General features: G+C 61.8%; 20 protein-coding genes and 2 pseudogenes. 10 read left to right on the top strand and 12 right to left on the bottom strand.

The window, feature by feature from the left end:
* Positions 1-635: 635 nt before the first annotated feature.
* The 3 genes and pseudogenes from CQ12_RS47495 to CQ12_RS31555 all read right to left on the bottom strand — a co-directional run.
* Positions 636-744, bottom strand: a pseudogene (locus CQ12_RS47495) (ClpX C4-type zinc finger protein); the annotation flags it as partial.
* Positions 745-786: 42 nt separating this feature from the next.
* Positions 787-957: pseudogene (locus tag CQ12_RS47315) on the bottom strand (glyoxalase superfamily protein); the annotation flags it as partial.
* Between the two features lie 300 nt (positions 958-1,257).
* The gene (locus tag CQ12_RS31555) at positions 1,258-1,683 is read right to left on the bottom strand and encodes a DUF5958 family protein (RefSeq protein ID WP_157088609.1); all 426 of its coding nucleotides are present in this window, start codon (positions 1,681-1,683) and stop codon (positions 1,258-1,260) included.
* Positions 1,684-2,033: 350 nt separating this feature from the next.
* Between CQ12_RS31555 and CQ12_RS31560 the strand changes: the two genes are divergently transcribed.
* The 5 genes from CQ12_RS31560 to CQ12_RS31580 all read left to right on the top strand — a co-directional run bounded on the left by CQ12_RS31560 (position 2,034) and on the right by CQ12_RS31580 (position 6,427).
* Positions 2,034-2,327, top strand: a complete 294-nt coding sequence (locus tag CQ12_RS31560; RefSeq protein ID WP_028346689.1) for an acyl carrier protein — start codon at positions 2,034-2,036, stop codon at positions 2,325-2,327.
* Between the two features lie 9 nt (positions 2,328-2,336).
* Positions 2,337-2,810 carry a 3-hydroxyacyl-ACP dehydratase FabZ family protein gene (locus CQ12_RS31565; protein WP_057839186.1) on the top strand — a complete coding sequence of 158 codons (474 nt, stop codon included), beginning with the start codon at positions 2,337-2,339 and terminating at the stop codon, positions 2,808-2,810.
* Complete coding sequence (locus CQ12_RS31570) at positions 2,803-4,002, top strand: beta-ketoacyl-ACP synthase (RefSeq protein ID WP_057839187.1); 1,200 nt, start codon at positions 2,803-2,805, stop codon at positions 4,000-4,002. Before CQ12_RS31565 ends, CQ12_RS31570 begins: the two co-directional genes overlap by 8 nt.
* Before the next feature lie 192 nt (positions 4,003-4,194).
* Positions 4,195-5,472, top strand: a complete 1,278-nt coding sequence (locus tag CQ12_RS31575; RefSeq protein ID WP_057839188.1) for a beta-ketoacyl-ACP synthase — start codon at positions 4,195-4,197, stop codon at positions 5,470-5,472.
* 19 nt (positions 5,473-5,491) lie between these two features.
* Positions 5,492-6,427 (top strand): lipid A biosynthesis lauroyl acyltransferase, encoded by a 936-nt coding sequence (locus CQ12_RS31580; RefSeq protein ID WP_057839189.1) that lies wholly within the window; start codon positions 5,492-5,494, stop codon positions 6,425-6,427.
* A 422-nt stretch (positions 6,428-6,849) separates the two neighbouring features.
* On the opposite strand, the gene CQ12_RS31590 is transcribed toward CQ12_RS31580, so the two are convergent.
* The 6 genes from CQ12_RS31590 to CQ12_RS31615 all read right to left on the bottom strand — a co-directional run bounded on the left by CQ12_RS31590 (position 6,850) and on the right by CQ12_RS31615 (position 12,106).
* Positions 6,850-7,956: a polyamine ABC transporter substrate-binding protein gene (locus tag CQ12_RS31590; protein ID WP_057839191.1), complete on the bottom strand. Its 1,107-nt coding sequence runs from the start codon at positions 7,954-7,956 to the stop codon at positions 6,850-6,852.
* A 3-nt stretch (positions 7,957-7,959) separates the two neighbouring features.
* Complete coding sequence (locus CQ12_RS31595; RefSeq protein WP_057839192.1) at positions 7,960-9,132, bottom strand: aminotransferase; 1,173 nt, start codon at positions 9,130-9,132, stop codon at positions 7,960-7,962.
* A gap of 8 nt (positions 9,133-9,140) precedes the next feature.
* Entirely contained in the window at positions 9,141-9,473 is a 333-nt protein-coding gene (locus CQ12_RS31600) for a rhodanese-like domain-containing protein (RefSeq protein ID WP_057839193.1), read from the bottom strand.
* Positions 9,474-9,646: 173 nt separating this feature from the next.
* Positions 9,647-10,078 (bottom strand): GNAT family N-acetyltransferase, encoded by a 432-nt coding sequence (locus tag CQ12_RS31605; protein WP_157088611.1) that lies wholly within the window; start codon positions 10,076-10,078, stop codon positions 9,647-9,649.
* A 163-nt stretch (positions 10,079-10,241) separates the two neighbouring features.
* Positions 10,242-11,054, bottom strand: a complete 813-nt coding sequence (locus CQ12_RS31610) for an aminoglycoside phosphotransferase family protein (protein WP_057839195.1) — start codon at positions 11,052-11,054, stop codon at positions 10,242-10,244.
* Positions 11,055-11,137: 83 nt separating this feature from the next.
* Positions 11,138-12,106, bottom strand: coding sequence for a tripartite tricarboxylate transporter substrate binding protein (locus CQ12_RS31615; RefSeq protein WP_057839196.1), 969 nt, complete (start codon positions 12,104-12,106; stop codon positions 11,138-11,140).
* Between the two features lie 321 nt (positions 12,107-12,427).
* Here CQ12_RS31615 and CQ12_RS31620 point away from each other — a divergent pair, with 321 nt between their 5' ends.
* On the top strand, positions 12,428-12,799 hold the full coding sequence (locus CQ12_RS31620; RefSeq protein ID WP_283807428.1) for an adenylate/guanylate cyclase domain-containing protein: 372 nt from the start codon (positions 12,428-12,430) through the stop codon (positions 12,797-12,799).
* Here the strand turns inward: CQ12_RS31620 and CQ12_RS31625 are convergent.
* Entirely contained in the window at positions 12,796-13,197 is a 402-nt protein-coding gene (locus CQ12_RS31625) for a GNAT family N-acetyltransferase (RefSeq protein ID WP_057839198.1), read from the bottom strand. The two genes, CQ12_RS31620 and CQ12_RS31625, sit on opposite strands and share 4 nt — an antisense overlap.
* Positions 13,198-13,607: 410 nt before the next feature.
* Here CQ12_RS31625 and CQ12_RS31630 point away from each other — a divergent pair, with 410 nt between their 5' ends.
* From CQ12_RS31630 to CQ12_RS31640, 3 genes are all read left to right on the top strand, one after another.
* Positions 13,608-16,193: an AMP-binding protein gene (locus tag CQ12_RS31630; protein ID WP_083519556.1), complete on the top strand. Its 2,586-nt coding sequence runs from the start codon at positions 13,608-13,610 to the stop codon at positions 16,191-16,193.
* 178 nt (positions 16,194-16,371) lie between these two features.
* Complete coding sequence (locus CQ12_RS31635; RefSeq protein WP_063799851.1) at positions 16,372-17,001, top strand: L,D-transpeptidase; 630 nt, start codon at positions 16,372-16,374, stop codon at positions 16,999-17,001.
* 242 nt (positions 17,002-17,243) lie between these two features.
* Complete coding sequence (locus CQ12_RS31640) at positions 17,244-17,831, top strand: GNAT family N-acetyltransferase (RefSeq protein ID WP_057839199.1); 588 nt, start codon at positions 17,244-17,246, stop codon at positions 17,829-17,831.
* Here CQ12_RS31640 and CQ12_RS31645 read toward each other — a convergent pair.
* Positions 17,826-18,584, bottom strand: a complete 759-nt coding sequence (locus tag CQ12_RS31645; RefSeq protein WP_057839200.1) for a ThuA domain-containing protein — start codon at positions 18,582-18,584, stop codon at positions 17,826-17,828. The genes CQ12_RS31640 and CQ12_RS31645 overlap by 6 nt on opposite strands.
* A 54-nt stretch (positions 18,585-18,638) precedes the next feature.
* Positions 18,639-19,229 (bottom strand): hypothetical protein, encoded by a 591-nt coding sequence (locus tag CQ12_RS31650; protein ID WP_057839201.1) that lies wholly within the window; start codon positions 19,227-19,229, stop codon positions 18,639-18,641.
* A gap of 344 nt (positions 19,230-19,573) precedes the next feature.
* Here CQ12_RS31650 and CQ12_RS31655 point away from each other — a divergent pair, with 344 nt between their 5' ends.
* Entirely contained in the window at positions 19,574-20,506 is a 933-nt protein-coding gene (locus CQ12_RS31655; RefSeq protein WP_057839202.1) for a formylglycine-generating enzyme family protein, read from the top strand.
* Positions 20,507-20,559 lie beyond the last annotated feature (53 nt).

A 20,559-nucleotide genomic window follows, 5' to 3' on the forward strand; every position in this document is an offset into this window, starting at 1 on the left:
CGCCAAGCCGAATCAATTTAGCCATTAATAATCCATTAAAATTCCTGCATTGCCTTGTCAACATGCCTCCGGAAAGATCGCCGATGATAAATTTAATAACTTCAATTGAGGCGCGACATGAATATTAAATCGGATTGATTGCGCGTTTTATCCTTTGTGCAAAACCTACCCACTTGATGCTGATCGGATTCGCCGGCCTCGGCTATCTCGGTTATCGCAAGTCGCGTCCGCAGGCGGCGTGATCAAGTCCACTAACGCGAGGTCGGCAATCGCCGACCTCATCCAGTGTCACGTCTCGTAGGGCCTTTATTGGGTCCGTTCGCCGACGATCACCGTCGCGGTTCGCAGCGCCTGCTCATAGCGCTGCAGCTGAGCCCGCGAATACGCCTGCATGGTTCGCAATTCGTCCGGCGTCTTGTTCTTCAACTGGGCGAGGCTGGGCGATAGCGACGTCTCGCCGTCCGCTGCCGACCCTCTCTCGCGAAGCGCGAGCACGCTCGCGATGCGCTGCAATGCGAGTCGGTTGCGCTCCGCTCCCTTCTCTGCGTGTACGACGTAGTGATGCAGCCTGTCGGTCGACATGGTGCGGGCGCCCGCCTCGTCGCCTTCGATCAGGCGAAGAAGTTGCTCGTCGACGATGTCGGTGCAGAGGTCGATACATTCGTCGCAGATGAACACCGCAGGTCCGGCGACCAGTTTGTTCACCTCGTCCTGGTTCTTGCCGCAGAACGAGCAATAGAGAAGCCTGGCTTGTGATGCCGGATTCTGCGGACTGCCCGCTTGGCCGGAAGGTGGCCGGACCGCTTCGATCTTGGCGGACAGGATATTCCAGTTATCGTAGCCGAACGCCTTCGCGATCAGCTCCAAAGACTCGCTGTGCGTGGTTTGCACAGCCTTGGCAGTCAAGGCATCGCGCAGGGAACGCGCCATGGCCTTGGCATCGCGGAAATCGCGCATGAGAGCACCCGTATCGGCGAACGGAGGAGATCGGGGCTTGCCTTGCCGACCCGTTCGCCAATAGCGAGGGCCGAGAGATTTGATACGTTCACCATCCCGAAGGGCGCAAGCGGCGGGTGTATCAACCGGTCATTATAGTTGGCTCGGTCGCGGTCGTTGTCAACCTGAATGACGACCGCAAGACGTGTCGTTCTTTCGCTGACCCGAGTTCTCGTTCCCAGACAAGTAGCGCATGCGATATGCGGGGCTGCCCGGACATCGGGACTGGATGTCGCCTCACTCGTTCGGGCTGAACTTGCTTCAAGCTTTAGTCCGCTTGATGTCATTCACGACCTTTGGGTCGCTCAGGTCTCTGTGCCACCAATGGTTCACGGGATCTAACGGCTTCTCCCTGCGTCGCCTATTGTCTGCGACCGCAAGTAACTTGATGAGCAGTTTGAAAACTCTGGGCAGTTCAGATTCCGGAAGCCTCACGAGTTTCGCCAGTTGAACCTTGAGATCTGGCTTCATGATCAACACGCTTGGGGTAAGCGTCTGCTTCAGCCGGGCTTCGGAAACCGCAACGACCGCGTCTTCCTGTCGTGGACTCGCCTGCAGGATGAGGACATTCAAACCAAGAAGCAGCCTACGTTGGGCATCTTCGTTGTGCGCCTGGAACCATACGTCGCCTTCTGAAGCGCTTACGATCCCCTGTGCCAACTGATTCAGCAGAATCTCTTCGTCCAAGCTTACCATCGGGGATGCTCTATCCTATTGCGGCCGGCAGATAACGTGCCGGAGGTCTCGTCTGTGCAAGTTGCGGCAAGTGGCCGGATGAGACCCCCAGGTGGAAGACCCGGATGTCGCTCCGCCCATCCGGCCTACGCGTGCTCAGGCACCGCTCCCCCGGAACCAAAAAACCGCCACCTTTGCCCATAAATCCCTCCCCGTCCGAACCGCCTCCCTCCATTGAACTCAGCGCCCTGCTCCGATATACGGGCACTCGACTCCGGCCGAGGGAACAGGGCCTTCCGGGGCCGCGCACCCGCCTCCTCCAAGCCGTTCCGGAATTTCTCCAGTATATCAAAGGCTTAATGATGTCTTCCACATTCGATCAGATCGCCAACATTATCGCGGAGACCTGCGACATTCCGCGCGACACGATCAAGCCGGAGAGCCACGCCATCGACGATCTGGGAATCGACAGCCTGGACTTCCTCGACATCGCCTTTGCCATCGACAAGGCGTTCGGGATCAAGATGCCGCTCGAAAAATGGACCCAGGAGGTCAACGACGGCAAGGCCACGACCGAGCAGTATTTCGTACTGCAGAATCTCGCCGATCGTATCGACGAACTGGTCGCCGCCAAGAATGCAGCCCCGGGCGCGTAATCGCCCGCCATGGACATCGATTATTTTCGGCTGATCGATCGCATCGTCGACCTCGACCTCGACGAGAAGAAAATCACGGTCGAGGCGCAGGTGCCGGCCGTTCACACCATCTTTGAAGGGCATTTCCCCGGCTTCCCGATCATGCCCGGGGTCCTGCTCACCGAGGCGATGGCGCAGAGTTCCGGCTGGCTGATACTCGGCGTCCTGAAGTTCGAGCGCATGCCGTTCCTGGCCATCGTGAAGGAAGCCAAGATGCGCGGGTTCGTCAGCCCCGGCTCGCTGCTGACGATCGAGGCGAAGCTTGAGCACGAAGGCTCCGGTTTTGCCGTCACCAAGGTCAAGGGGCGTATCGGCAAGGACTTGAAGTGCAGCGCTGAACTCACCTTCGGCCTTGCCCCCTTCCCCGACCCGGCCCTGCGCGTGCATATGGACGCGATGGCCAACAAGATCGGCTTCCCACTGCAGGCGATTACGCATGACTGAGCCAAAATCCGCGGGCGCCAAGGAAGTCTGGATCACCGGTATCGGCATCGTCTCCTCACTCGGCGAAGGGCTCGATGCGCACTGGGATGCGCTGAACGAAAAGAAGATCAACGTCGACGACAAGCGGTTCGCGCCCCATATCGTGCACCCGCTGGCGCCGGTAAGCTTCGACGCCCAGATTCCGAAGAAGGGCGACCAGCGCCAGATGGAAGCCTGGCAGCGCATCGGCACCTATGCCGCGGGGCTGGCGCTGGATTCGGCCGGCGTCAAAGGCAACAAGGAAATCCTTGCCAGAATGGACATGATCGTCGCCGCCGGCGGCGGCGAGCGCGACATCGCGGTCGATGCGGCGATCCTCAACGCCGATGCCAAGGGCAATTCGGGTCCGGGCTTTCTCAACGAACGGCTGATGAACGATTTGCGGCCGACGCTGTTTCTGGCCCAGCTCTCCAACCTGCTTGCCGGTAACATCGCCATCGTCCACGGCGTCTGCGGCACGTCGCGCACCTTCATGGGCGAGGAAGCCGCCTCCATCGACGCGGCGCGGATTGCGCTGGCACGGATCGAAAGCGGCCAAAGCGACATCGCGCTGGTCGGCGCCGCCCACAATGGCGAGCGGATGGACCTGCTGATCCTCTACGAATTCGGCGACTTCAATCTGACCGACAAGTTCGCTCCCGTCTGGCAACGCGAAGACAAGAGCGGCTTCGCGCTCGGCTCGGCCGGCTGCTTCCTGGTGCTGGAGTCCCGTGAGCACGCCGAAGCCCGCGGCGCCAAGCCCTATGCCAAACTGACCAAGGTGGTCGCCGACCTCGCGCAGCGCAAGCAGCCGGGCGCGGTGACCAGATCGCTGGAAGCACTGTGGCCGAAGCTCGGCGTCGGCAACAGCGGCAGCTTGATCACGGGGGCGACCGGCGCCGAGCCGGTGACCTCGGACGAGAAGGCGTTTCTGCGCCAGCACCCTGGATTCGCGATCCGCGCCACCGGAACCATGTTCGGCCACACGCTGGAGACCCAGTTTCCGCTCGGCCTGGCGCTGGCCGCGCTCTCGATCTCCCGCGGCGCGCTGTTTCCGCCCAACGACCCGACCGGGCTCGAGGTTGAAAAGGCTGATAGCCCGGACCAGATAGTCGTGGTGGGGGCCGGTCACTGGCAGGGCGAAGGCATGGCCCTGGTCGAGGCCATCAAGTAGAGCGTGATTCCCGCAAGAAGGCTTGCGGCATCACGGCCAGAGCAAGAGATGAGCGCGACAGCGCTTGGAGCATGATCCGGAAAAGTGGATACCGGTTTTCCGAAAAGATCATGCTCAAGAAGGGATAGGGCGGGATGACGATCCGAGGGAACGCCATCTCGCGCGTTACGGCGCAGCAGCGACGGGGGAACCATGTCAGCACCACGCGATAAACTCGGCAGGCCGATCGTCGTCGTCACCGGCATGGGCGTGGTGACCTCGCTTGGCGCCGGCAAGACCGACAACTGGACCCGGCTGACCGCCGGCGAATCCGGCATCCGGACCGTGACGCGCTTTCCGATCGACGGCCTGAAGACGAACATGGCCGGCACCGTCGACTTCGTCACCGTCGAGCCGTTCTCGTCGACCGGCCTCACCGAACGTCTCGCTGCGATGGCGACCGAGGAAGCGCTCGAACAGGCTGATATCGGCGGCAAGGCCGATTTTCCCGGACCGCTGTTTCTGGCGGTCGCGCCGGTCGAAGTCGAGTGGCCGCAGCGGCTCGAGCTCGGACGCGCCGTCGGCAGGACCGAATTCGATTACGGGGACATGCTGCACGTCAGCGGCGGCGGACGGTTCACCGCATATCATCGCCGCTTCATGTTCGGTTCGGTGGCGAGCTATCTGGCCGAAAAGTTCGGCACCAAGGGATCGCCGATCTCGCTTTCAACTGCCTGCGCCTCGGGTGCGACCGCAATCCAGCTCGGCGTCGAGGCGATCCGCCGCGGCGAGGCCGATGCTGCGCTGTGCGTCGGCGCCGACGGCTCGGTGAACCCCGAAGCGATGGTGCGCTTCTCGCTGCTGTCGGCGCTGTCGACGCAGAACGATCCGCCGCGGGCCGCCTCAAAGCCGTTCTCGAAGAACCGCGATGGGTTCGTGATGGCGGAAGGCGCCGGCGCGATGGTGCTGGAAAGCTATGAGTCGGCGATGGCCCGCGGCGCAAAAATTCTCGGTGTGGTGGCCGGCTGCGGCGAGCTGACGGATTCGTTCCACCGCACCCGCTCCAGCCCGGACGGCAAGCCGATCATCGGCTGCATGCGCAAGACGCTGGCCGACGCCGGCCTCGAGCCGGAGCAGATCGATCACATCAACGCCCACGGCACTGCGACGCCGGAAAACGACAAGATGGAATACAACACGACCGCGGTCGTGTTCGGCGATCATCTGCCGAAAATTCCGGTGTCGTCGAACAAGTCGATGGTCGGGCATACGATCTCGGCGGCCGGCGCGGTGGAAGCCGTATTCTCGCTGCTGACGCTGGAGCACCAGCGGATTCCGCCGACCATCAATTACGAGATTCCGGATCCGTCGATCCTGTTCGACGTGGTCGGCAACACCGCGCGCGATGCCAAGGTGACGGCGGTGATGTCCAACTCGTTCGGTTTCGGCGGGCAGAACGCGTCGCTGATCCTGACGCGCGAACCGCTGTAGCAGTACGCCACTCATCACGATGAACCGCCTGCTCCTACGCACCAAGGCGCGCCTGCGCGATGCCGGAAAGCCCGTGGCGGAAGCCGCCGTCGGCGCGCTGACGATCGCCCTGCTCCGCACCACTCGCTATTTCGACCCGGACAAGACAGCCAACTTCTTCGGCCGCGTCACCCGCTTCATCGGCCGAAGGCTGCGCGAGGACCGCATCGGGCGCGAGAATCTCAAAGCCGCCTTTCCCGAGAAGTCGCCGGAAGAGATCGAGACCATTCTCGCCGGCGTGTGGGACAATCTCGGCCGCATCGGCGCCGAGTTCGCCCATCTCGACCACATCTGGGACTACGACCTCGACCAGCCGGACAAGCCGAGCCGCATCGAGTTCACCCCGCGGACCAAGCAGATTTTCGATGCCCTGCGCGACGACGGCAAGCCGGCCATCATCTTCGCCAGCCATCTCGGCAATTGGGAGATTCCGGCGCTCGGCGCAGTCGCCCATGGGCTCGACTGCGCCATCCTGTTCCGCCGCCCGAACATCGAGTCCGCCGACCGCGCCATCGAGCGCATCCGCGCCGTCAAGATGGGCACGCTGGTGCCTGCGGGGCGCGAGGCGCCGCTGAAACTGGCGGAAGCGCTGCAGCGAGGCCAGCACGTCGCGATGCTGGTCGATCAGTACATGGGTAATGGCGTCGAGGTGACGTTCTTCGGTCGCAAGACCAAGGCCAACCCGACGCTGGCGCGGCTATTACGGCAGGTCGAATGCCCCGTGCACGGCGTGCGCATCATCCGCCTGCCCAACCACCGCTTCCGCGCCGAGCTCTCCGAAGAGGTCAAGCCGGCGCGCGATGCGTCGGGGCAGATCGACATCCAGGGCACAATGCAGGCGGTGACGGATGTGATCGAAGGCTGGGTGCGTGAATATCCGGACCAGTGGCTGTGGCTGCACAGAAGGTGGCGGTAAGGCCGGTTTCGTAGCGAGCGTAGCCGGGGTGAAGCGCAGCGCAACCCGGCGCACTCTCCCAACCGGCTGAAGTCCCCGGATTACGCTGCGCTCCATCCGGGCTACAGGTTCTTCACTATCCCCCGAACAACAGGCCGAGGCTCCACGCTTTCATCGCAACAGTCGCCCCCAGGACGAAGATGATCTGCAGCAGCGTGCGGGTTGAGAAGAAGGCGAGGATGTTGGTCATGTGATGCTCCCGGACGGGAGCTATAGATTCCGCCTCGGGTTCCGGCAACAGAAGTTTATATTGCGCACGTGACCTCTCCACGTCATTGCGAGCGGAGCGAAGCAATCGATCTATCCGCTTGCTGAGGCATGGATTGCTTCGTCGCTTGCGCTCCTCGCAATGACGACGGAGAGAGGTCCGCGCGCCTCACCGGTCACTTCCCCGTCTTCACCCTGGTCCAGAGACGGTTGATCACGCGTTGCGTCGCCGGATCACGGGCCTGGATGACGAACAGCTTTTTCTGCGTCGCCTCGTCCGGATAGATATTCCTGTCGTTCAGAATCTTGGGATCGACCAGCTTCTGGCTCGCCAGATTGCCGTTGGCGTAGGACAGGAAGTCGGAATTCTTCGCGGCGACGTCGGGGCGGTAGAGGTAGTTGATCAGCTCGTAGGCCTCAGTGACGTTCTTCGCGTCCGCAGGGATCGCGAGATTGTCGAAGAACATCTGCGCGCCCTCTTTCGGAATCGTGTAGCCGATCTCGACGCCGTTCTTGGCCTCCGCCGCGCGGCTGCGCGCCTGCATGACATCGCCCGACCAGCCCACCACGAAGCAGATTTCGCCGGAGGCCAGCGCGCCCAGATATTCGGAGGAATGAAACTTGCGGACGTTGGGCCGGATCTTGCTGACGAGCTCGGCGGCCTTTTCGAGGTCCGCCTGCTTGGTCGAGTTCGGATCGATGCCGAGATAGCTCAAGGCTGCCGGCAGAATGTCGTCGGCGGAATCCAGCATGTGGATGCCGCAATCCCTGAACTTCGCGAGGTTCTCCGGCTTGAAGACGATGTCCCAACTATCAATCTTGGCGTCGGCCCCGAGGATTTTTTGCGCGGTCTTGACGTTGTAGCCGATGCCCGTGGTGCCCCACATGTAATTGGCGGCGTAGTTGTTGCCGGGATCGTAGGTGGCGAGCTGGCCGGTCACCACCGGCCAGGCGTTGGCGAGATTGGGCAGCTTCGCCTTGTCGAGCTTGAGGAAGACTTTTGCCGTAATCTGGCGCTGCAGGAAATAGCCTGTGGGCACCACGACGTCGTAGCCCGACTTCCCCGCCAAGAGCCGCGTCTCCAGCGTCTCGTTGGCGTCAAAAGTGTCGTAGACCACCTTGATGCCGGTTTCCTTGGTAAAGGCTTCCAGCACCCCCGGGGCCATGTAGTTCGACCAGTTGTAGAAGTTCACCGTGCGCTCTTGCGCCGACACAGGAGAGAGCGTCAGCGCGAGCGCGATCGCGCCGAAAAGGCGCAGTGAAGCTCCAGTCGAATCGCGCATGTCCTACCTCTTGCGCCGGCCGTGCACCGCGTCCGACAGCCGTTCCAGCGCGGTGTCGAGCGTTTCGTCCTTCTTGGAAAAACAGAACCGCACCACCGAGGTCACCGCGTCCTGCTCGTAGAACGCCGACACCGGGATCGCGGCGACCTTGTAGTCGGTCACGATCCGCTTGCAGAACTCGACGTCGGTCTCGTTCAAGCCCAGCGGCGACAGGTCGACGGTGAGGAAATATGTGCCCTGCGATTTCAGCACGGGAAAGCCGATGCTCTCCAGCCCTTTCGTGAGGCGATCCCTGCTCCGCGCCAGATCCTTGCGCATGTCGTAGAAATACTCGTCAGGCTTGCCGAGGCCGTAGGCCACCGCGGCCTGCAGGTTCGGCGCGGTGGTGAAGGTCAGGAACTGGTGCACTTTTGCGGCCACCCGCAACAGCGGCGGCGCGGCGCAGACGAAGCCGACCTTCCATCCTGTCAACGAAAATATCTTGCCGGCGCTGCCGACCTTGATGGTGCGGTCGCGCATGCCCGGGATCGTGATCAGCGGTATATGTTCGCGGCCGTCGAAGATCACGTGCTCCCAGACCTCGTCGCAGATCGCGATGGTGTCGAACTTCTGGCAGTACCGCGCCAAGAGTTCCAGATCCTCGCGGGGATAGACGACGGCGGCCGGGTTGAGCGGATTGTTGAACAGCACCGCCTTGGTCTTCTCGTTGAAGACGCTGGCCAGCATCTCTTCCGTCAGCCGCCAGCCCGGCGGCTCAAGCCGCAACAGGCGCGGAATACCGCCGGCCTGGCGGATGATGGGCAGATAGCTGTCATAGACCGGCTGGAACACCACGACTTCGTCGCCGGGCTCGACGACGGCGAGAATGGACGCCGTCAGTGCCTCAGTGCCGCCCGAGGTCACCATCACTTCCGTCATCGGATCGAGGGAAAGCTTGTGCCAGCGGCCGTAATGGGCGGCGATCGCCTGCCGCAGTTCCGGGATACCCATCATCGACGGGTACTGGTTGTAGCCGTTCACGGTGGCATCGGCGGCAGCGCGGCGGATGTCCTCCGGGCCGGGATCGTCAGGAAAGCCCTGGCCGAGATTGATGGCGTTGTTGTCGCGCGCGGCCTGCGACATCGCCTCGAAGACGGTGACGGGAAGGTCGGCAAAGACCTTGTTCATGGAAGTCATGATGGAGATCAGCCGCCGGTCTTTGTCGGCAATCCCGCAGCCTTCCAGCCGATGATACCGCCGGCCAGATGCTTGTCGTAAGGCAGCCCTGCCGCCTGCGCCGCCAGCGATGCAGTCACCGAGCGCTTGCCGGAGCGGCAGGCGAACACCACCTGCTTCCCCTTCGGGTCCGGAATCGCCGCCGGATCGAAGCTCTGGAGCGGAACGACCACGCCATCCGGATAGGCTTCCACCGCCACTTCATTGGGCTCGCGGACGTCGACCAGAAGATAGCGCCCTTCCGCGATCCCGCTGGACACGTCTTCCGGGGTTAAATCGTGCACCTGATGGTCCGCCAACATATCCTCCTGACAACCCGCTGCGAGGACGCCAACAGGCCCCGCCAAGCGGGCGCCAAAGTCGCCCCTTGCGGGGCGAAAATCAAGCGCCGCGAGCGGGTTGAATGGCCGTCAAACCGTGCCGCCGCCCGACGCGGTTATTCTCCCCCACACCTGATTTCAGGTCAGAAGTTCTTTCATGATGGGCCAGGCGCCATTAGGCGTTTGCGGGCCGGCTGCCCGATAGCCGCGACGAAGGTAGAAATCGTGGGCGTTTGAGCTTGCCTCTGCGTACACCGAAGGGAACTCGCGATCGCGCAGCAGCCCTTCCAGCCAACCAAGCAATCCGGCCCCCACGCCTGCCCGGCAAATTCAGGCGCCGTATACAGGCCCTCCAGCCTGTCGGCCCGAATGGCCCCCCATCCGGCAACGATGCCGTCCAGCTCGGCCACCCATATTTCCAACTCGTGCAGCTTTTGCTCCATACCTGATAGCGTGAGCTTCGACGCCCACGCCTGCGCTTCGGCAACGGAAATTTTGGGCGGCGCAAGCTCGAGGATCGACCGGCGTCGAATGTCGTGAAGATCACTTGCGTCCGTGCGCTTCGCCAGACGGTAAATGGCACCCATCGTTACCTGCCTCGCGTCAAACGGACCGGCCAAACCAGCGTGGCGCAAACCTCCGCGCCTGAAAGATCAGCAGACGTAGTTACTGCGTACACCGATGTCTGAGAATGACGCCATCTCAGACGTGACGAGTCGCTTCGACGGGGCACGCCGGCTCGCGAGCGGCTCAGTCCTTCGAGAGCAGGGCTGCTTCGATCCGCTGGATCAGGCGCTCCCGTTGGGCAGGCGCCGGTCGCCCGTGGAGGGCGAATACGCGGACGATCGGCAGGTAGGGCTCCACCGCCGCCGTTAGCGCCGGTTGGGACATGCCGGCCAGCCGCGCGTACTCGGACTGCGCGGCCGCATTGACGGCGCGCGGACGCTGCGGATTATCGGCGATTTCCGCAGCGATCTCGGACAGCATGACGTGGCAGCGCGCAAGGTCGAGGCCGACGGGCGCCCGGACCGCGCCGCCCCAGTCGATGAGTCTCGGACCATCCGCCGTCATGATCACGTTGTCGGGGTGGAGGTCGCAGTGGCACAGCCCGTCCCCGGGCCGTAGCCGTTCGATCAGGGCGAGGATGCCCGTGGCAATGTGCTTCGGAACAACGCCATCGAAAAGTCGCAACGAGCCCTCCATCAAGTCGCGCAGAAAGAGGACGTCCGGCGGCGGGGGCGTCTTGTGAACGGATAGGTAAAGGGAGGCGAGGATCGCGCCCGCTTGCCCGAAGGTCAGGGCGCCGCTGCGCGACAGTTGCAGCAGGGTCGGTCCGTCGAGGCGCGGCAGCACGATGCCGAAGCGCCCCGCCAAAGTTACCTCGTCGAGGACCTCGGGCGCCGGGCCGCCGGCGGCGAAGACGGCGCGGGTCATCCGCGCCTCCCACCAGCTCACCCGCTTCGGAATGCCGGCCTTGAACAGCTTCACGACCTGACCGGGTGCCCAGGCATGAACGTCCGCAAAGACGCCCTCGCCGATCTTCTCCCCCAGCGACCCCGGCATCAACCCTTCCTCCCCACCGAGCAGCAAGCACTGGCGGCGGGCAAAGAAGAACCCGTAGTTCGGCAGTGCCCCCTTGCTGCTTATCACCGTTTCATATCAGCCGCCAAAACCACCCTGCTCCACTTCTTGACCTCATCCGAGATCAGTTTGGCGAAATCGGCGGGCGATCCGCCGAGAGCCGTGCCGCCCAGATCGGCAAGCCGCGCTTGGAGTTTCGGATCGGCGATGCTGACGTTGACCTCCCTGTTCAGTTTTTCGACGATTTCTTCCGGCGTGCGCCTTGGACCGCCAAGGCCGTACCATGAACTTGCCTCGTAACCGGGCAAGGTTTCGTCCAAGGCTGGAACATCCGGCAATATCGGCGAGCGCGCCACGGTCGTTACCGCCAGGGCGCGGAAACTGCCGGCCCTGACATATTCGATCGATGAGAGTAGCGGGCCAAAATAGACCTGCGCTTCGCCGGTGAGAAGCGCCGGAAATACCTGCGCGCCCCGATAAGGCACGTGAAAGAGATCGACGCCGGCCATCGCTTTGAACATTTCGCCGGCCAAGTGGGTCGTAGATCCGGTTCCGGCTGACGCCATATTGACCTTGCCGGGCCTGGCCTTCGCGTAGGCGATGAATTCCGCGACTGTCTTGACGGGAACCGATGGGTGAACCTCCATAACCAAGGGCACACGAACGATACCTGCGATCGGCGCGATATCGCGGATGACGTCGAAGCCAAGGTTGAACATGGTCGCATTGATCGCATTTGCTGCGGTGACCAACAGCAGCGTGTAGCCATCCGGGGATGCCCGCACGACCGCCTCGGTGGCGATGTTGCCGGTAGCGCCGCTGCGGTTCTCGATGACAAATGACTGTCCAAGTCGCTCCGACAGCGATTGGCCGATCAATCGCGCGACAATGTCAGGCGCTCCACCGGCGCCAAAGCCTTCGAGCAGGTGCACCGGTCGCGTCGGGTAACTCTGTGCGCTGGCGAAACGGGATAGTGCAGGAACGGTGGCAGCGGCCGCTGCCAGATGCAGGAATTGACGGCGTGCAACTTTCATTGCGGCCTCCCCAAACTGCCGGCATGCGGAGTTTCTGCGGAGCCGCAGGGCCGCACACGCAGACGTCGGTTCAATTTCGATGCGCGCCTGCCGACGGCATGATCGCTGCGGCTAAGACAAAAGGGACTTCGGCACGTCCCGCTCGGCAGCTCATCATCAGGCTACATCAGTTGCACGACCGGCGGAAGGCGCGTCGGCGGCTTTTGGCTTGTTTGGTAGCCGGTCGCGTGCCGGGACGACGCTTAGGCGGTTTCGGCTTCCGCGTACGAGACGATCGGAGATCGTGCATGGCACGACGTGCCTGATCGGCACAATGCGCTGGTGCGGCGGGAGATTTCCCGACATCGAGGGCATGAGGTGAGGACAATGGGTGACGGCTTCCTGGCAACCTTTGACGGCCCTGCCCGGTCAATCCGGTGCGCTCTGGCGATCAATGAAGGCGTTGAAGCTCTTGGGCTCCAAGTAAGGGCCGGCCTTCATACCGGCGAGGTCGAAATGACCGATGATGATCTGAGCGGCATCGCCGTCAACATTGCAGCGCGTGTCGCGACGATGGCAAAGCCCGGGCAGGTTCTGGTGTCGAATACAGTCCGTGATCTTGTCGCGGGATCAAGCATCAGGTTTCATGACGAAGGTAGTCATTCCCTGAAGGGGCTCACAGAGAACGTCAGATTGTTCGCGGCCGAACGTTAGTGGCGCAAGCCGATGTTAACACGGCGACGGCTTCTTGATCCGTCTGTTGATTTCGCGCAATGCACCGATGGGAACTGCCGCTCGCGCATCGGTCCTTCAAGCATGGCAAGCAATCCGGCACCTATCCCCTGCCCGGCAAACTCCGGCGCGGTATCCGGGCCCTCCAGCCTGTCACCGGAAACGGCACCCCACCCTGCGACGATGCCGTTCCGCCCGGCAACCCACACTTCCAGCTCGCGCAGCTTTCGCTCCATACCGGAGAGCGTGAGCTTCGACGCCCACGCCTGAGCCTCGGCGGCGGTCATCGTTGGAGGCGCGAGTTCAAGGATCGATCGTCGCCGAATGTCGCGGAGGCGTCTCGCGTCATTGAACACCGCCTGGCGGTAAACGATCTCCATGTCATCTGACTCTGGTGTCGAGCCACCGGCAACGTCCGCTATCGGGAGATGCGGAACCGTAGTCAATGGGAAAGCAGTCGTCCTGTTTTGCTACAGGCGATCCGTGGCTGCGGTCTCGGCGACTGTCAACATTGGCCGAACGCTAAGGCCGATTCGTTTCGATGTACGGGGAGACCGGAGCTATTCGATTAAACGGCCCCAACCGGGGGGCCGCCAACCCGAACGAGACGGGTTTTCTTCCAGCAGTCGGGGGGGCACCTTTCGGCTGGAAGCATCGACATCAACACCGAGCGGTGCCGGTTGTTCCCTCACACCTTCACAATCCATGGAAATTAGGGATTAGTGGCATCTTCGTTCTCGCCACTCACCATTTTTTCCCGCTACGGTTGGATCTCAGAGGGGGCATCCTGATGAGCGATGGGAAAAAGGCTAAAGCCGAATTCACACTGGCCCAAATCATCGGTCGAACTGCAGCGCTGTTTCCCCACCGGCCTGCGATTGTCTCCTCCACGTACGCGCCACTCACATACCGTGATCTTCAGCGCCAATTGGATGGCATCCGCCGGCAGTTGCGTTTGGCTGGGTTCGATTGCAACGCCCGGATCGGGATCCTCATGCCGAACGGCGCGGACGCGGTTCTCACCATCGTTGCCGTAGCCTGCTGCAGCATCGCGGTTCCTCTTGATCCGCGGCTGTCGCAGACGGAGGTCGATCAGCGTCTCGACATGCTACACCTGAGCGCACTTCTCGTGCCGAAAGGCAATGCCTCTGAAGCCCGCCGGACCGCTGAGCGGAGAAAGCTCCCCATCATCGAAGTGGTTCCGGTCGGATCCGGTCAGCTTGGAATCAATATCGTAGCGCAAGTCTCCAACTTCCCTGCGATCGACGCCGAGCCTGATCCGAACTCGCCCGCCTTCATCCTGCAGACGTCGGGCACGACCGCGCAGCCGAAGCTCATTCCGTTCAGCCATGGCAATATGCTGGCGGCGGCCGCGCGGCTTCAGGCCTGGTTTGGACTCACACACCAGGACCGTTGCCTGTGCGTTTCATCGCCCCACTACTCCCATGGGCTCAAAGTCACGGTCTTCACACCGCTCTTGACGGGCGGCAGCATTGCCCTTCCGGCGAACAGTGCCGTCGTGGCGCTGGATGAGTGGCTCGATGTGCTGCGGCCAACCTGGTACTCGGCAGGTCCGACGCTTCACACTGCCTTGCTGGACAAGGCAAGAAACCTTGAGAATGCAGAGGCGCCGCACACTCTGCGGTTCGTCGTATCGGGTGGCGCGCCGCTGCTGAAAGACGTGCAGGACGATCTGCAGCGCATCTTGGGCGTGCCGGTGCTGGAGCACTACGGCTCCAGCGAAGCGGCGCAGATCGCCGCCAACGTGCCGCCGCCCGGGCCGAACCGGCCAGGGACTTGCGGACAACCCTGGCCTGATACCGTGGCGATTGTCGGTGAGGATGGACGTCTCGTGCCAGCCGGTGAGCGAGGTGAGATCTGGGTTCGTGGTCCCACCGTGACGTCTGGCTATCTCGATGCGCCGGAACTCAATCAAGCTGCTTTCACGGAAGGTTGGCTTCGCACGGGCGACATCGGCAGCCTCGACGCAGACGGCTTCCTGACCCTGCACGGCCGCCTGAGTGAAGTAATCAACCGCGGGGGTGAGAAGATCGCCCCTGCTGAGGTGGAATCCGCGTTACTACGCCATCCGGCCGTAGCCGAAGCCGCCGCCTTCGCAATACCGCACCCACGCCTTGGCGATGACGTCGCAGCCGCCGTCATTGCCCATTCTGGCGCGCAGACGACACCTGCGGAGCTTCGCCAGTTCCTACAGCGCGAGTTGGCCTCGTTCAAGATTCCACGGAGCATTCTGATCCTCGACCGGCTGCCAAAGGGAGCGACGGGAAAGGTCCAACGGCGACGGCTGCGTGAGGCGCTCGACGTAAACCATCAGGCGACGAAGCCTCTACCTGGCGTGAGAAAAGCGACATTGGATCTGGAAGCTGAATTGCTGATCCTGTGGCGCAGGCTGCTCAAGTCCGGGACCGTGACGATCGACGATGATTTCTTTGCGCGCGGTGGCGACTCCCTGCTGGCGATGGAAATGCTCATCGAGGTCGAGCGACTCATCGGCCAGCCCGTACCGGAAACGATCCTGTTCGGGGCAGAAACGATCCGGCAACTTGCTCCCAAGATCGCCATGCAGACGGGAGCGCAAGCGACGCCGTTCTTCGAGTTCAGTGCCGGTGGCCATCGGCGTCCGCTGTACTTCTTCAATGGAGATACCCTCAGCGGCCACGAGGGTATGCGGCGAATGGTCGAGCTTTTCGGGCCCGATTATCCGATCATCTCCATCGGTCCCCACGGTCTCCGTGGGGAGCCGGTTCCGCCATCGATCGAGGCGATGGCCGCCGACCGCCTGCCGCATATACTGGAGAGGCAGACCAGCGGTCCTTTCCTCCTGGGCGGCAAATGCAATGGCGCCATGGTGGCGTTCGAAGCAGCACGCCTGCTGATGGCGGCTGGCCACAAGGTTGATCTGGTTGCGATGGTCGATCCGCCGACCATCGCTGCCCGTCCGGCATCGCGGGCAATCCTCGGTTTGATGAAGCCAATCGTTTCACCCCACTTTCTGCGCTGGATGTACGAGCAAATGGCGCAGCTGGAGCGATACGCCAAGGCGCGGCGACGCGACCGGAATGCGATCGTCAAGGGCGCGTTTCTGCCCGCGTTGTGGGATGCCTATTCAATTGCAATGGCGCAATATCTTCCGGCACCGCTCGAGGTCCCCGTGACATTTTACTCGGCCGAACATGACGGCCGGGCGTGGCGGCACCTCAGCTCTCAAGTCGAAGTGCTTCAGGTGCCTGGGGGACATGGTGGCTGCCTGACTATCGGCGCTGACCTGTTGGTCGACCATCTGCGGCAAAGAATTGATGCGCTGGGAATTGACGCTCCGGCTGATGGCATGCTTCCGAGGAAATCGGCCGCCTGACGGCTGCTTTCGAGCAAGCATCGCAAGCTATCGGTCTCGAAGGGCGCCGACGCAGGCCCGCAGGGCGCCTCACACGCTCGCGGCGAGTCGCGTGAAACAAATAATTCGGCGTCCGCCTTGATTTCTGCACTTTTCGAGCAACAAATCGAGACATGTAAGACGGGTAGGAGGACACGCGATGATGAAGCGTGGGCTCGCGTTGTTACTGGTGGGGCTACATGGCCTCTTGCTTGGCGGCTGCATGCAAGCAACGCTTGCGCCGTCATCGAATGCCAGTTTGACCGCAAGGGACCGGCAGTTGCTCGCCCACGCGCGCTATGCGCAGGCGACCATTCCGGAGACTTATCGCCGGCACATTGTCGACTACACGCGCAAGGAGCAACCGGGAACCATCCTGGTCGATACCAACTCGAAGTATCTCTATTACGTCCTGCCGGGCGGCAAGGCGATCCGCTACGGCGTGACGGTAGGAGAGGAAGCGCTGGCCTGGTCCGGCATTGCCACCGTTGGCAAGACGGCTGAATGGCCGGATTGGATCCCGACGGCGGAGATCCAGGCCCGGCTCGGCCCCTACCCGAAGCGCGTCGCCGGAGGTCCAGATAATCCGCTCGGCGCACGGGCGCTTTATCTCTACGAGGGCAACAAGGACACGCTGTACCGCATCCACGGCACCAACCAGCCGGAATATATCGGTCAGGCCATCTCGTCCGGCTGCATCCGCATGACCAACGAGGACGTCATCGATCTCGTGAACCGGGTGAAGCCGGGCGCGATCGTGGTCGTCCTGCCGCCGGGCCGGAGTGCGTAGCAAGCTGCGCTGCGTGAGGGCTCCGCGAAGCTCGGAGCCTCCAGGCTTGGCTGGAAATGAGCCTCCAGGCTTGGCTGGAAATTCCCTGCCGCGATGATGAAGCACCCGATGCGAACGGCACGCCGAACGTTCGCAAAGGACGAAGATCTTGAGCGCTATTGGAAATGGCGCTCAAGTTCGGACGGCTGGAAAGAAGGTATCGAGCACTTACATTGACGGTGGGTGATCGAGGGAACCACACGATGTCAGCGGCGCCGGAAGTCAGATCTGCGGATGCGAACATCCGGGCAAACGCGATCAGCACCATCGTGCTCGGTTTTGCGGCCGACCCGATGGCGCGCTGGGTCTGGTCTGATCCTTCCGAATACCTCAGAATAATGCCTCGGTTCGCCAATGCTTTTGGCGGCCGGGCTTTCGAGCATGGCACGGCCTATATCACCGAAGGGGCTCGTGCCGCCGCGTTGTGGCTGCCGCCAGGCGTCGAGCCGGATGAAGCGGAAATGGATGCCATCATGCAGGAGAGTCTGCGCCCGGAGATCGCCGAGGATATTGAGGCCGTCATGAAAGGCATGGCCGAACATCATCCCCGCGGCCCGCATTGGTATCTGCCCCTGATCGCCGCGGATCCGAACTGGATCGGGCAAGGGCTCGGCGCATTGCTCATGAAACACGCGCTTCGACGATGCGACGAGGAAGGCATCGCAGCCTACCTCGAAAGCTCGAACCCGCGTAACATGTCCTTCTATGAGCGCCATGGCTTCGAGATTGTCGGCCGGATCCAAAGCGGCTCATCTCCCGTGCTGACACCCATGCTGCGGCCCGCATCATGAGGGTTGCTTTCGCATCGACCAGAGGATGGCATTGGTGAGGATTTGCTGGTAGCGGGCGTCGCGCCAGACCGATGCCTCGTGGCCTAGCGCCGTATAGAATACCCGCCCCTCGCCGTATGTTCGTTTCCAGGCGAGAGGCCAGCCATAGGATCGTTGATGCACACCGGTCTTGCCGAGATCCACCGAGTTCGGGTCGAGGCGCAGGAGCACGCGTGATCCACGATCGTCGAAGTCCCTGATCTGATAGATTTCGTCCTCGACCTGCAACGAATTTCCGAGAAACGCCACCGATGCATCACTGGGATCAACCACGTCGATCGTCACGGCCTGATGCCAGGGATGACCATCGAAGTAGCCGCCGACCAGATCAAGATAGTCCGGCCAGGCGTAGAATGTGTCGGTGGCTGAATGAACGCCGAGGAACCCGCGGCCCGAGCGCACAAAGTTGAGCAGAGCGGCCTTCTGATCGCCGCTCATCGGAAGTTCTCCTGACGTGTAGAATATCACCGCGGCATAGCGCTGGAGGTTCTCGGTCGAGAATTCAGAGACGTCTTCGGTTGCAGTGACATCGAAGGCGCCGGAGTTCGTTCCGAGCTGCGTCAGGACTGCGCTGGAAAGCGGTATGACGTCGTGCCGGTAGCCGGCCGAGTGCGTGAAATAGAGGATGCGCTCTCGCGAGCGCTGTGCGCGCGCGCCGAGCGGCCGGATTGCCGCCGCGCCGCCGAGGAGCGCGATGAACTCGCGTCGCCTCACAATCCTCTCCCTGAGACCTCGCCGCCCATTTCGATTGCAGCAATTACGGAAAACTCAAGACAGCGTCACATTATCGAGAAATGGTTTCCAGGAAAGCGCCTCGCTGTTGGCCTTGTCGAATTGCCCCTCCTCCAGGAGCTTGCCGACAGACCTGAAATACTCGCAAAGGAATGTCGCATCCGGCAATTGATAAACGTGCTCGTTCGGCACCCACAGACCAAATTTCCTGGCGGAGGTGAATGCAGACAGGATTGCTGGTTTGAGATCACGTACATTGTCCGGCCATTCTGACGAGGCGTTCCGAATTTTGATGCTGTCTGAAACACTGCGAAATTTGGCGCCCAGGCTTCGGAGCTCGGAAGCTCTTTTTTCGGCCGACTTCCGGTTCAGCCATTCCAATGCGATGCCGACCAGCATTCCGGTCAAAAAGACCATCGCAAATTTAAACCAACGCTGCTGGCCCAGTGCGACCAGATTGTCAGAAACGGTCGTGACCGCAGCGTTACCAAAAACCGTCGTGACCACACCACCAAGATCGGAGAAGACATTTGCCGCCTTCAATCCTCGTTCGAGGATAGGCATGAACAGCGGGATCAGCAGAAGACCCCAAATCCCAAACAGAAACTGTTTAAGCCTATTGGACATCGAGCCCTATGGTAGCACGCAGACCAGCCACTCAGCCGAACCAACGCTTGAACGGGTCATCCGGCCTCTCCCAAAAGAGATAGAGATGCAGATTGCTGCAGTGCATGAACCCGATTGTGGACACTGGCGGGCATGCCCATTGCGGACGTCTCGAGCATATCCGGCTCACTGGCGGGAACTCTTGGCATAATCCGACCTGGTAATGACCTCGCTTCGAAACTCTTGGCGCTGGAGTGAGGTAGGATGACGTTAGCCAGGGTCGATTGAAGCGCCTGGCACCTGGCGGAGTTGCCGTCGTATTCCATAACTGACTTGGCCGGCTGGCCCAATCTGGACGTGAGCCAATGGATATAACCCGGGCGATGTGGCTGATCATGATTGGGTTGACCGGAGGAAGCCCCGCCAACGCGCAACCCTGCGACGGAGTTCAAGTCCAGATTGGAGAACGCGAGCAACGTTGCATCAAGCCGGGCGCAGGTGAAACGTTCAGGGACTGCCCTGATTGCCCGGAGATGGTGGTTATTCCGGCAGGCAGCTTCACCATGGGCGCATCCCGGGACGAGGAAGTAGCCACGGAGCGTGAAGACCAGACTATGGTCGCCATACGTAAGCCATTTGCAGTCGGGCGTTTTGCCGTGACACGCGGTGAGTTCGCGACATTTGTCGCCGCAACAGACAACAAAACCGACGGCGGCTGCTTTCGGCTATCGGAACCGAAGCGGGACGTTGATCGCAACTGGCGTACTCCGGGATTCCTGCAAGACGACCGTCACCCGGTGGTCTGTGTGAGCTGGAACGATGCGAAAGCCTATATTGCGTGGCTCTCATCATTGACTGGAAAAAGTTACCGACTCCTGTCCGAGGCCGAACGCGAATACGTCACCCGAGCAGGATCGATCACTCCGTTCTGGTGGGGCAGCACGATTTCGTCAGAACAAGCCAATTACGACGGCTCCATCTCGTATGCTGGCGGCGCCAACAGCGAGGTGCGCAAGGCGACAGTTCCCGTTGATAGTTTCAAGGCCAACTCGTGGGGTCTCTACAACGTCCATGGTAACGCCTGGGAATGGACCGAGGATTGCTGGAACGCCAAAAATGCTGCCAACCCCGGGGATGGATCGGCCAGTCTCACGGGAGACTGCACTCTTCGCGTGTTGCGCGGCGCTTCCTTTAACAACGCCCCCCACACTCTGCGTGCGGCGAGGCGCGCTTCAGAGCCGCCGGATAATCGGGTTGCCAGTTTTGGGTTTCGTGTTGCCAGATCGCTCGAGCCCTGAAGAAGCCGAGACACGGCCAACAATCTTCAACTATCATTTTGCTTTTCGCGACC

It is taken from the genome of Bradyrhizobium jicamae (genome assembly GCF_001440395.1).
GTDB lineage: Bacteria > Pseudomonadota > Alphaproteobacteria > Rhizobiales > Xanthobacteraceae > Bradyrhizobium > Bradyrhizobium jicamae.